Origin of the sequence: Taylorella asinigenitalis MCE3, from assembly GCF_000226625.1 — a bacterium.
Classification (GTDB): Bacteria; Pseudomonadota; Gammaproteobacteria; order Burkholderiales; family Burkholderiaceae_B; genus Taylorella; species Taylorella asinigenitalis.
The window spans coordinates 326,217-338,719 of sequence record NC_016043.1 but is presented as its reverse complement, the minus strand read 5'-3'; the positions used below and the strand labels follow the sequence as shown (position 1 = coordinate 338,719).

Here is a 12,503-nt window from a genome sequence, read left to right as displayed (position 1 = left end):
AATTTATTATGCAATAAAGAAAATTATTTTAAAAAATTCACTGAGAATTTCCAATTAATTTGACACTTTCTTTTAAATAAACAGCAAATTCGATAGCTATTTTACAACAATCCGAAAAAACCGCTTATTTATAAAGAAATATTCCGCCACTTTAGACAAAAATTTCCCACCTCTTTTTTTAAAAAAATTTCCTCCGATCAAAACTGAAGACACCACCACTTATAAAACATCAAAGATAGGGTGCTTCTCATAGCTTTTGTATACACCACATTCATATGATCGAATGTCCTTCTGTTCCTCTAATTTAGCTAACAAATCAGCATACGCAGTTTCAGCATCATCAGAACTAACATGCATACTAAAAATACTTGAGCCCGAACCAGACATACGCAATTGAAGAGGCTTTGCAAAATCCAAAAAATTAGCTAGTTCTGGCCTAATTTCAAATGCAGCTGATTCCAAATAATTAGAACCATAAAATCGTCCTGCATTAATTTCAGCTCTTGCTTTTTCAATGGCATCAGAATCCATAACTCTAAAGTTTCGATTTAACTTAGGGTGAGTAAAAACTTGGGGCGTTGATATGCTAAAGCCTGGATTAATTAAAACAAACCACAATGGATTCAAGTGAAATGGTTTAAGAATTTCACCTATGCCTTCAACCAAGGCCGACTTTCCGCCAATAAAAAAAGGGACATCCGCACCTAAGCTTAAACCTATTTGCTTAAGTTCTTCACAACTAAGCTCTAAATTCCAAATCTTATTTAAAGCCATCAATGTACTTGCACAATCGCTCGATCCGCCACCAAGCCCTGCTCCAAGTGGAATTTGCTTTTCAACTCGAATCATAACACCAGATATCTCAACCCCTCGCAACTTAGCCATTTCCTTAAGTTTTGTGGCCGCCCTAAAAACTAGATTCTGATTATCTGGTATATCAATCTTTTGATTTAGAAAACTCGCACCAGCTCTTTTGTCCAAAATCTCAATTCGAACTTCATCCTCTTCGATAAGTTCAAACACAAGTTCATCACAGAGATTAATTAATACAAAAGCTGACTGCAGATTATGATATCCGTCGGGACGTCTGCCAGTAAGATGCAAAAAAAGATTTAATTTCGCAGGAGCTGGTACTTTTAAAATACGCATACCTCACTACCTGGCAAAAATTCGTACCTTAGTAACAACCGCATCCTTATCTTGCATCAGATAAACGCGCTTAGGCCCTATAGCATCATAGTCAAATAATTGCACGACCCAATCCGATTGACGAAATTCGCTTATGCGACCACTTGAATCGCGTTTTATAGAAGTGGCCGTATCCGAAGCCTTACCTCGAATCCAATTTCTAATATCACTTACAGGCATCCTCTGCCCCACAACACTGTATACAAGCTCATCCGCAGTAGGTGCCGTATATACATTGCCCTTAGCATCATTTAGAACCGCCCCCGCATCATTCGCTTTTATGGTGGCAATGGTCTGGCCTGTGGTCGTAGACAATGCTAATACCAAAGCTCCCCCTTCATCTATCCAGTCGAAATTTCCGCTAAGCGAATCGATATATTTTTCGTCCCTTGTATCATATGTGTTCAATGCGAATTTGCCATGTCGCACAATTTTTGAGCCCAAAGCATCCGCAGCACCCGCAACATCCGCCGCACCTGTCGAAGGTAGAGGAGGAACGGGAGTATTGTTAACTGAAGTAGGGCCCTCAACAGTACTACAAGCGGCCAAAAGTGCCACGCACCCACAGACCAAAATTTTATTTAATTTTCTTATCTTCATTTAAATCAATTTTTAGTTTACGAAGTGTATTTTGCAGGTACTCTGTGAATTGATAGAGTTTAAGCCCTTCTCGGGCATATTGCTTCGCCCTACGCCCATCGCCCATGCCATAATAAATTTCTACCAAATGAGCAGCCGTCTCTGCCATCGGCTCTTCATTGTATGAAGCCTGAATATAAAGCAAAGCCATATCCGTCATACCCAATTTATGGTATACCCAGCCTAAACTATCCTTCACATATGGGCTGCTCGGGTCCAGAGAATGGGCCGTGCGCAGCAAATCCAAGGCTTCATCAAGATTAAAATTTAAATCTGCGAACATGTATCCAAGCCCATTTAAGCAAGACACCTCATCAGGATTATGTCGCAAACAAAATCTATACACCTCTTCCGCTTTCTTGATATCTCCACTTGCTTGATAAGCCCATGCCATAAGCTCGCTGTAAGTACCAGATTTTGGGTTTGCATAATAATAAGGCTTAACTAAATCAAGGGCCATATGGGAGCGGCCCACATCAATCAATGTCCGCACCCCATATGATACGGCCGGCTGCGTCAAATCAGGATATCGAGTAATCGTATCTTGCAATAAGGCAATGCCCTCTGGCACCCTCCATGTCTGCATTAGGGCCTCAGACTTGGATATCAAATATTTAAAATCCATCTCATCTTCAGGCACAAGGGCCAAGAGACGCAGGATTTCCTTATAATCCTTAATAGGCTCGCGTATCAAAACATCAAGCTTAATTAGGTTTGCACGCGACATTAGTAGCAAAGATGGCCTATCGTTTGGATCCATCTCTAGCCTTTTGTTGGCAATGCTATAGAATTCCTCTACCAGCTTTAATGCCTTCGCATCATTTACTTCAATATACGCCATCATGGCTTCAACCAAAATAAACTGGATTGCATCAGGATAGGACTTTCTTAACCAATCTATATATTCATGAGAAAGTGCCCGTGTCTCAACAGCCGAATGCAAAAGCATGGCAAATTCGGAACTCTCATAAATTGGTTTAGGAGCCCTAACGTTGAAAGCTTTGATAATTTCAAAAGCATTTTGTCTATATTCTTCTACACCTAAAAATGCATAGATAAGGTCTATCCCCTCGACTTTGTTGGGATTTAAATCATAATATCTGCTAGCCGCATCCCATGCTTTGGAATAGTTTTTCGCTGACAGAGAAAATTGGGCAAGTTGTTGAAGATAAACTAGATTATTCGGATTCACGCCCTTTGAATATTTTTCGAAATACTCAAGTGCTTTTGAGGGTTCAGGCATAAGAATTAAAACAGCTGCAAGTTGTTTTACTGTTTCATCTACTTTTTCCCTATCCTTATTTGTTAAAACCTCTACTGTGAAATTTTTATCTAATATCAATTCTAGTTCTTCATATCTTCCAGAAGCCGCAAACAATAATGCCATCAAACTTTGAAGTGGCTTTGAATCAGGGTCAAGTGCATATAACTCTCGAGCGGGCTCAAGAATCTCCTCAGTCATATGCGTAGCTGGAATAGAAAGAATGGCTAGTCTTATATATTCAGGAAAAACTCGATGCTGCTTCGTGAATCTTGCAACTAGTCGGACAAATTCCTTGTAATCCTGATCTATAAGGGACATCTCAATCAACATGACCTCATATGCCTCTTCAGGATTCACTGCATTTGATTTGCTATTAAAAAGTTTTTCAGTGTTTTTTGAGTGGTCTAATAGTTTTTGTAGAACTTGATTAGTTTTATTATTTGTAGAGTTAGAATCGGTGGGTATGTTTGTACCCACCGCTGCTGCACTAATTATGTAAGTGCTTGATGTAAGTAAAAGTCCTAGAAATATTTTATGGATTAATTTCAACACTGCTTATGACTTTGCCTGGATTAAGCAATGAATTAGGATCAAGTGCACGTTTGATTTTACGCATGATCCACATAGCATTTTCATCCTTATACTCTGGCAATATGTCCCTTTTAAGTTGCCCAATACCATGTTCGGCTGATATAGAGCCATCAAACTCATGCACAGAATCAAACACGATTTTAAAAATCTCATCTTGATGAGTAAGAAAATCTGCTTTTCTTTCATCATCAGGTGGACATACATTATAGTGGAGATTGCCGTCACCTAAATGACCAAACACACTCATCTGAATACCTGGCATAAATTCCTGAAGCTTCGCATTTGTGATTCGAACGAATTCATCCATTTTAGATACAGGAATAGAGATATCGTTTTTAATAGCTTTTCCTACTTCTGCCTCTGCCAATGGCACCGCTTCACGTAGATGCCAAAGTTCATTACTCTGTTGGATAGACTCAGCAATTACCGCATCTAAAATTTCATTATTTTCAAATGCTTCGCCGATTACACGTTCAAACATCTCGCGAGCATGGTCTTCACCTTCAGAATCTGATATCTCCATCAAAACATACCATGGAGCAGTATCTACTGGGAATGGAATTCTAATATGCGATAAATGCTTTTGAACAATCGATAAACAGTAATCAGAAATCAATTCAAATCCTGTCAACGAAGCATCAAACTGACGTTTAGAGCGATTTAGAACTTTAATCGCCTGCTCAAACCCTTCCAAAGCCAAGAAAGCTGTAGTAACCGCAGCTGGTTTTGGAAATAGTTTTAATGTAGCTGCTGTAATAATCCCTAAAGTACCTTCGCTACCAATAAAAAGATTACGTAAATCATAACCAGTATTATCTTTACGCAAAGATTTCAAGGTATTAACAATATCACCCTCAGCCGTAACCACCTCAAGTCCAAGACAGAGATCACGTGCATTCCCGTAACGAAGAACCTGAGTACCACCAGCATTTGTAGCTAGATTACCGCCTATAGTACAACTGCCTTCCGCTCCCAAGCTTAGTGGAAACAATCTGCCAGCTTTATCTGCCGCATCTTGAACATCTTGAAGAATACAACCAGCCTGAACAGTCATCGTGTCATTTGCTGTATCAACATCAAGAACCTTATTCATGCGGGATAGAAGAATGATAACGGCATCTCCCTTATTTGAAGGGGTCGCACCACCACACAATCCAGTATTTCCGCCCTGTGGAACCATAGGGGCATCCGCCTGCTGACAAAGTTTAACAACTTCCGCCAACTCTTCGGTATCAGCTGGTTTAACAACAGCTAAGCACCTACCTGTGTAACGATTACGCCAATCTGTAAGATAAGGGCTTGCTTCTTCTCCAGTGAGTACATGCTCACTTCCAATTAATGCAACTAAATCTTCTAATAATGACATACTTAAGCGGTGTAAATAAAAATTTGATTTTACAATAATTTGTAGCAATATAAATTTAAAGGAAACCCTATGTACAAGCTGCCAGTTAAAGTATTTAAAGAATACGATATTAGGGGCAAATACCCAGAGGAAATTAACCCTCAATTTGCTTATATCTTAGGTATTGCTCTAATGAAAATATTTGCACCTAATAGACTTGGATGTGTCCTTATTGCTCACGATGCCAGAGAAGGCGGACAAGAATTGGCCAAAGCCTTATATCACGCTCTTAAAACAAAAGTTCCTGAAAATAAAATTAAATTTTTGGGCTTGCAGCATTCAGGGGGTTTGGGCGTTCTGAATCTGAGCATAGATGGTGCTCTGGCGATTTATATTACGGCAAGTCACAATCCACTAGGCTATCACGGATTCAAAATATATATCGATCGCTTACCCTTTAATAGTGAACTAATAAATATCGTAAAAGTCAGTGCCTTAAGTCTTATAGGGGCTGATGCGAGTGCATATAAATTTGATGCAGAAAATTTCGCTGAGCCCCCTATTGAGAGGCTTGATAATTCCTACTATATAGATGCGATTTTGGCTGAGCCTTTTTTGGAACAGCCGAAGTATAAATTTAGAGTTGCTGTTGACGGTGGCAATGGAGTCGGCGGTATCATTGCCAGTGAACTCTACAGAAAAATGGGACACGAGGTGTTGGAATTAAATTGCGAGCCAGATGGGAGTTTTCCGAATCATCATCCAGACCCGTCAATTCCTGAAAATATGGTTCAGCTACAAAATTTTGTTCGCGAAAACAACTGTGATATTGGCTTAGCATTTGACGGAGATGCGGATAGACTGGGCGTTGTAGATTATCGCGGTGAAATTGTGGACCCAGATCGTGTATTCATTTTCTTTATACGGCAAATGATGAAATATCATCTTTCTCATGAAATGCTACATAAAGGCGAAAAAGTAAAAATTGCGTATGACCTTAAATCAAGTAGGCATATTGAAAAAGAGATTTTGAAAGCGGGGGCATTGCCACTGATATGTAAAACAGGGCACTCAAATATGACATGGGATATTCATCATAAAGACGGTGTGTTGTTTGGGGCTGAATACAGTGGACACTACTATTTTTTCAAAGACGGTTATGTTTTAAACGATGGGGTCTACTCAGGGTATAAGCTATTGCGATTTCTATCATTGGCCGGGCGTGAGGCTTTCGATAATTTGCCGCAAGATGAGTCAATTCCAGAGCTACGGATTCCATATTCACACGAACACATTACGGAGTTTTTGGCTTTTGCGAAAGACGAAGCTACCGCTTTACTAAAGCCGAAACAGATTATTGAAATTGATGGAATTAGGATTGAAACAGAGCATGGATTCTTATTGATACGGCCCTCAAAAACGGAAGAAGTGCTTTCGATACGGGCAGAGGCAGATTCCAAGGAGCATTTAGAGGCTTTGCTTGATTTTGTACACGCAAAAATTGCAGAATTCGGCTAAAACAAAAGGCTCGCCCCAGATGAGAAGCGAGCCTAGAGTCTCAGATTACAAATCACAAACGGATATCGGAATTCTCTTTATCTATGACATATTTAAGATCATAAAGCACATGATTCTCTTTGCCGAGCGCACGAATTTTATCCACTCCCATTTCGCGGAATTCCTTATGACCTACAGCAAGCACTATGCCGTCATACTGTCCATCTTTCACTGAATCGGTAAGTGTAATTCCATACTCTTGTTGAGCCTCTTCTGGATCGACCCATGGGTCATAAACATCCACATGGATGTTATAGTCTTTAAGTTCTTCCACGATATCAACAATTCGCGTATTTCTGATATCGGTGCAGTTTTCCTTAAATGTAAGGCCCATAACAAGCACATGACTTCCAACGACCTTAACATTTTTCTTAGTCATAGCTTTCACAAGCTGTTCCACAACATAACGTCCCATAGAGTCGTTCAGACGACGGCCAGCCAAAATAATTTCAGGATGGTAGCCGATTGATTGAGCTTTATGCGTTAAATAATATGGATCGACGCCAATACAGTGCCCGCCCACAAGACCAGGCCTAAATGGCAAGAAATTCCATTTTGTACCAGCCGCCTCAAGCACATCTTCCGTATCGATACCTAAGCGATTACAAAGCAGTGCAAGCTCATTTATGAGGGCAATGTTTACGTCTCTTTGCGTATTTTCTATAACTTTCGCCGCCTCAGCGACTCTTATCGACGAAGCTTTATGCGTACCAGCTGTGATTATGGATTTATAAAGTTCATCAACCAAATCCGCTATCTCAGGAGTAGAGCCTGAAGTAACCTTCTTGATGTTATATACTCGATGCTGTTTATCGCCTGGATTAATACGCTCTGGACTGTAACCTGCATAAAAATCCTCGTTATATTTAAGACCCGAGACTTTCTCCAAAACGGGAATACAGACCTCTTCTGTAGCCCCTGGATATACAGTCGATTCATAGATTACGATATCGCCTTTTTTAAGGGCACCACCAATAGTCTCACTCGCTTTAACAAGCGGTGTGAAATCAGGACTTTTGTGGTCATCGATTGGAGTCGGTACAGTTACTATAAAAGTATTGTAATTTTTAAGACTCTCTGGATTGCTTGAAAATTTGAGATGCTTGGCCTCGGCTAATTCCTCATTCTCTACCTCAAGAGTGATATCCTCTCCTGCTTCTAGCTGATCGATGCGCTTTTGATTGATATCAAATCCGAGCACCTCGCGTTTTTTTCCAAATTCCACTGCAAGCGGTAGACCAACGTAACCTAGCCCAACTACGGCCAGTTTCAAATCCTCAAGTTTCACTTTTAACTCCTTTTTCGTACACGACAAAGTCGTACGAAATTCCGTTTTCTTCGGGTTGTGGATCTCGTGAAATTTCAATCCACTCCGACCCATCTAATTGCGGAAAAAAAGTGTCGCCTTTGAACTCATGTTGAATTTCGGTTGCATACACTCTGTCCGCAAGGGGCAAAGCCTGTTTATATATTTGCCCTCCGCCTATTATAAAAATATCTCGAGTTTCAGAGTGTTTCTGTGCAAATTTCAATGCATCCTCTATAGATGGCAATGTTTCCGTCCCCTCTGCCTTGTACGTTTTATCTCTAGTAATTGCGATATTAAGTCGTCCTGGCAAGGGTCTCCCTAAGGAGTCTCTAGTTTTACGCCCCATAATTATGGGGCAGCCCATGGTTGTTTTTTTGAAATAGGCCAAATCGCCTTTAAGCCTCCACGGCATATCACCGTCTAAGCCGATAACATGGTTCTTTGAGTAAGCTACGATTAAGCAAATTTTAGGCATTCTTAAACGGCAACAGGTGCTTTAATGTGTGGATGATGTTGATAGTCGATAATCTCGAAGTCTTCAAATTCGTAATCGAAAATGCTCTCAGGTTTACGCTTTATATTAAGCTTCGGATATGGGTACGGATCTCTTGAAAGCTGCTCTTTTACTTGTTCAAAATGATTTGAATAAATATGGCAGTCTCCGCCCGTCCAAATAAATTCCCCAACGTCAAGACCGCACTGTTGAGCAATCATATGTGTAAGCAAAGAATAACTTGCAATATTAAAAGGAACTCCCAAAAATATATCCGCACTTCTTTGATATAGCTGGCACGATAACTTGCCCTCAGCCACATAAAATTGGAAAAATGCATGACACGGAGGAAGCTTCATTTGAGGGATAAGCCCTACATTCCATGCACTCACAATCAATCTGCGGGAGTCGGGATTAGCTTTAATTTGCTCGACAATCTGAGAAATCTGATCGATTTTTGAGCCATCGGGTGCAGGCCAACTTCTCCATTGCACCCCATAGATTGGGCCAAGTTCACCGTTTTCATCGGCCCATTCGTTCCAAATTGAAACTCCCCTTTCTTGAAGCCATTTCACATTCGAATCGCCTCTTAAAAACCAAAGCAGTTCGTAGATTATGCTTTTTAGATGAAGTTTCTTTGTGGTGACCATCGGGAAGCCTTCTTGCAAATCAAATCGCATTTGATAAGCAAATAAGGACTTCGTCCCAGTTCCAGTTCTATCAGTTTTATCCACGCCATTTTCAAATACATGACGCATAAAATCTTCGTATTGTCGCATTTTAAATATAAGCCTCTATATTTGGGCAAGTACACACAAGGTTTCTGTCTCCGTAGGCATTATCCACACGAGCTACAGGGCACCAGTATTTTGTTTTAGGATCTACTCCATCAGGAAATGCGGCTTCTTGGCGAGAATATGGATGAGTCCATTCGTTTGAAGCAACCATTTGAGCAGTATGAGGTGCATTTTTAAGCAAATTATCATTTGCATCCGCAGCACCCGATTCAATCTGAGCAATCTCTTTTCGAATTTCTATCATCGCATTGATAAATCGCTCTAATTCTCCAAAATCCTCTGATTCAGTCGGTTCAATCATAAGTGTTCCAGGCACAGGGAAACTCATGGTTGGTGCATGAAAACCATAGTCCATCAAGCGTTTGGCTACATCATCTACCGTAACACCGCATGACTCCTTAATTGGACGCAAGTCGATAATACACTCATGAGCTACAAAACCATTTTGATCTGTGTATAAAATCGGATAATAATCAGCCAATCTATGAGCAATATAGTTCGCACTTAAAATCGCACATATAGATGAAAGTTGACAACCTTCTTCTCCAAGCATAATTAAATACATATATGGAATTGGCAATATCCCTGCCGATCCAAATGGTGCAGATGAAACGGGTCCTGCTTCATCAGAATCCGTAAGAACTCCTTGCTCATTTAATATACCTGGTAAAAATGGGGCAAGATGTTCTTTTACACCTATTGGACCAACACCTGGCCCACCCCCACCATGAGGAATACCAAATGTTTTATGTAAATTAAAGTGAGATACATCAGAGCCAAATTCACCAGGTGCCGCAAGCCCAACCATGGCATTCATATTTGCACCATCAAGATATACTTGAGCTCCAGCCATATGAACCATATCGCATATTCGAATAATATTTTCTTCGAATACACCATGAGTAGAAGGATAAGTAATCATCAAAGCGGCCACTTTATCGCCCAGCTCATTTAATTTGGCATTCAAGTCTTCAATATCTACATAGCCATCTTTAGTGGTATTAACAATTACGACCTGATAGCCAGCCATAACTGCAGAAGCTGGGTTTGTTCCGTGAGCTGATGCTGGAATTAAACATATATTGCGATGCTCTTCACCATTTGCCTCGTGATATGCACGAATAGTGAGTAATCCTGCATACTCTCCCGAAGCCCCTGAATTAGGCTGAAATGAAAACGCATCATATCCAGTCAATTTTTTCAAAATATTTGTTAGACGCTCTATAAGCGTTCCATACCCAGTTGCTTGATCAGCTGGAGCAAATGGATGCATATTCGCAAATTCTGGATATGTTATCGGAATCATTGATGAAGCCGAATTCAACTTCATGGTGCATGACCCCAAAGGAATCATACTGCGATCTAATGCCAAATCCATATCAGAAAGCTTACGCATATAACGCATCAATTGAGTCTCAGAATGATACGTATTAAAGACGGGGTGTGTAAGAAATTTAGAGGTTCTTGCCAAATGGCCAAATGTTTCTTCAAAAAGGCCCCTTGTTGAATTAAATTTTCCTGAACTTTTGCCTTCATCACCTCCATAATTAGGAATAAATTCATAATCCTCTCCATATTTCTTTATAGATTCAGATATAAGTTCATCAAGCTCTATCAGTTCTAGATAATTAAGCTCATCAAAACTAATAGATACAGAATTAGAGTCCACTAAACGAATATTAATTCCCTTTTGAGCCAAATCGTTTACTAGTTCTTGAGCCCATGGGCAGGCAATATGTAGAGTATCAAAATATTTTCTATTTAATATTTTTAAACCCATACTACGAATTATCTTAGCGAAATCGTCTGTAGCCCGATAAATAAGCAAAGCAATTTTTGTTAAATTGTCTGGTCCGTTATATACGGCATACATGCTAGCCATAATTGCTAATAGAGCCTGTGCTGTACAAATATTGGAAGTGGCTTTCTCTCTTCTAATATGTTGCTCTCGCGTTTGCATTGCCAACCTAAGGGCAGGGGCACCCTGAGCATCAACTGAAACACCAACGATACGACCAGGAATTGAGCGCTTTATATTTTCGCTTACTGCAAAAAATGCCGCATGAGGGCCACCAAAGCCCATAGGCACACCAAATCGCTGAGAATTCCCGAAGGCAATATCCGCACCCCACTCTCCAGGCGGTTTTAGCAATGTAAGTGCCAATAAATCTGTAGCCACAGCTACTAAAGATCCTTGTGCATGAGCCTTTTGTACTTCTTCAGAATAGTCGCACACATCACCTGTAGATTGAGGATATTGCAGGATTACTCCAAAGCAATCACCGAATCCATCAAACTCATCGCCTATTTCTAGCTCGATTCCAAGCGGAGCGGCCCTAGTTTTTAAAACCTCAATAGTTTGCGGATGAAGATATTTTGAAACAAAGCATGTTTTACTTTTATTTTTCGCTGCCCTATACATTACGAGCATCGCTTCTGCGGCTGCTGTTCCTTCATCTAGCAATGATGCATTTGCTATTGGCAATGCTGTCAAATCCGACACCATAGTCTGAAAATTCAAAAGTGCTTCCAAACGTCCCTGCGAAATCTCAGGTTGATATGGTGTGTATGCTGTGTACCAAGCAGGATTCTCCAATATATTTCTTTTAATGACGCTTGGTGTTATCGTGCCGTAATAACCCTGACCAATAAAATTCAATTTAAGCTGATTTTCGGCTGCTATTTTTTTTATTTCATCAAGTGCACCTTCCTCACTTGAGCCAAAATAATCATAAATTGAGATATTTCTTTGAGGATCAAATATAGACGCAGGCACTATATCCTCAATAAATGATTTTAGAGAATCGTAGCCAAGCTCTGAGAGCATTTCTTCTTGAGTAGCTTTACTCAAACCAATATGTCTATCTTTAAAAGACTTTTTAGATATCGGGGGCCTTGAAAAACCAATTTCTGGACCATAAAGTCCTACTGGAATACTCATATAATACTAAGCCTCGTATTGGTCTGAATTTAGCAAGCTATCAAATTGAGAAGCATCACTAGCTTTGATTTTAAAAATCCAGTTTGCATATGCATCTTGATTTATCAAAGTTGGATCAGAATCCAAAGCCTCATTAAATTCAACGATATCACCATCAACAGGGGCATAAATATCAGAAGCAGCTTTAACGGATTCAACTACAGCAGCCGTTTCACCTGCTTTTAGAGTTTCGCCTACTTTTGCATCACCGACAAAAACAAGATCACCCAATTGATCCTGTGCATCATTTGTAATTCCGACTAAGAATAAGTCACCCTCTTGTTTTACCCATTCATGAGATTTTGTATATTTGCGATCTGTAGGTAGATTCATAAAATTT

At 40.0% G+C, this 12,503-nt stretch carries 10 protein-coding genes; 1 reads left to right on the top strand and 9 read right to left on the bottom strand.

From position 1 onward, the window contains the following. Positions 1 to 219: 219 nt before the first annotated feature. The 4 genes from ispE to TASI_RS01615 are packed head-to-tail and all read right to left on the bottom strand — an operon-like array spanning position 220 to position 5,048. Entirely contained in the window at positions 220 to 1,149 is a 930-nt protein-coding gene (gene ispE, locus TASI_RS01630; RefSeq protein ID WP_014111013.1) for a 4-(cytidine 5'-diphospho)-2-C-methyl-D-erythritol kinase, read from the bottom strand. A gap of 6 nt (positions 1,150 to 1,155) precedes the next feature. Continuing rightward, positions 1,156 to 1,746 carry an outer membrane lipoprotein LolB gene (locus TASI_RS01625; RefSeq protein WP_014111012.1) on the bottom strand — a complete coding sequence of 197 codons (591 nt, stop codon included), beginning with the start codon at positions 1,744 to 1,746 and terminating at the stop codon, positions 1,156 to 1,158. A 19-nt stretch (positions 1,747 to 1,765) separates the two neighbouring features. Further along, the gene (locus TASI_RS01620) at positions 1,766 to 3,643 is read right to left on the bottom strand and encodes a tetratricopeptide repeat protein (protein ID WP_044977918.1); all 1,878 of its coding nucleotides are present in this window, start codon (positions 3,641 to 3,643) and stop codon (positions 1,766 to 1,768) included. Next, the gene (locus tag TASI_RS01615; protein WP_014111010.1) at positions 3,624 to 5,048 is read right to left on the bottom strand and encodes an FAD-binding oxidoreductase; all 1,425 of its coding nucleotides are present in this window, start codon (positions 5,046 to 5,048) and stop codon (positions 3,624 to 3,626) included. Before TASI_RS01615 ends, TASI_RS01620 begins: the two co-directional genes overlap by 20 nt. A gap of 69 nt (positions 5,049 to 5,117) precedes the next feature. Here TASI_RS01615 and TASI_RS01610 point away from each other — a divergent pair, with 69 nt between their 5' ends. Further along, the gene (locus TASI_RS01610) at positions 5,118 to 6,545 is read left to right on the top strand and encodes a phosphohexomutase domain-containing protein (protein WP_014111009.1); all 1,428 of its coding nucleotides are present in this window, start codon (positions 5,118 to 5,120) and stop codon (positions 6,543 to 6,545) included. Positions 6,546 to 6,597: 52 nt separating this feature from the next. Here the strand turns inward: TASI_RS01610 and tviB are convergent, their stop codons facing one another. The 5 genes from tviB to gcvH are packed head-to-tail and all read right to left on the bottom strand — an operon-like array spanning position 6,598 to position 12,496. Next, positions 6,598 to 7,872, bottom strand: coding sequence for a Vi polysaccharide biosynthesis UDP-N-acetylglucosamine C-6 dehydrogenase TviB (tviB, locus tag TASI_RS01605; RefSeq protein ID WP_014111008.1), 1,275 nt, complete (start codon positions 7,870 to 7,872; stop codon positions 6,598 to 6,600). Next, positions 7,862 to 8,368, bottom strand: coding sequence for a dihydrofolate reductase (locus TASI_RS01600; protein ID WP_014111007.1), 507 nt, complete (start codon positions 8,366 to 8,368; stop codon positions 7,862 to 7,864). Before TASI_RS01600 ends, tviB begins: the two co-directional genes overlap by 11 nt. A 2-nt stretch (positions 8,369 to 8,370) precedes the next feature. Further along, entirely contained in the window at positions 8,371 to 9,165 is a 795-nt protein-coding gene (locus TASI_RS01595; protein WP_014111006.1) for a thymidylate synthase, read from the bottom strand. A gap of 1 nt (position 9,166) precedes the next feature. Next, a complete protein-coding gene (gcvP, locus tag TASI_RS01590) occupies positions 9,167 to 12,124 on the bottom strand; it encodes an aminomethyl-transferring glycine dehydrogenase (protein WP_014111005.1) in 2,958 nt (985 codons plus the stop codon). Positions 12,125 to 12,130: 6 nt separating this feature from the next. Beyond that, positions 12,131 to 12,496, bottom strand: coding sequence for a glycine cleavage system protein GcvH (gene gcvH / locus TASI_RS01585; protein WP_014111004.1), 366 nt, complete (start codon positions 12,494 to 12,496; stop codon positions 12,131 to 12,133). Between the last annotated feature and the right edge of the window lie 7 nt (positions 12,497 to 12,503).

Coding starts and splice junctions, on each gene's coding strand:
- ispE (WP_014111013.1), bottom strand. CDS start 1,149: ATGCGTATTTTAAAAGTACCAGCTCCTGCGAAATTAAATCTTTTTTTG.
- TASI_RS01615 (WP_014111010.1), bottom strand. CDS start 5,048: ATGTCATTATTAGAAGATTTAGTTGCATTAATTGGAAGTGAGCATGTA.
- TASI_RS01610 (WP_014111009.1), top strand. CDS start 5,118: ATGTACAAGCTGCCAGTTAAAGTATTTAAAGAATACGATATTAGGGGC.
- TASI_RS01600 (WP_014111007.1), bottom strand. CDS start 8,368: ATGCCTAAAATTTGCTTAATCGTAGCTTACTCAAAGAACCATGTTATC.
- TASI_RS01595 (WP_014111006.1), bottom strand. CDS start 9,165: ATGCGACAATACGAAGATTTTATGCGTCATGTATTTGAAAATGGCGTG.
- gcvP (WP_014111005.1), bottom strand. CDS start 12,124: ATGAGTATTCCAGTAGGACTTTATGGTCCAGAAATTGGTTTTTCAAGG.
- gcvH (WP_014111004.1), bottom strand. CDS start 12,496: ATGAATCTACCTACAGATCGCAAATATACAAAATCTCATGAATGGGTA.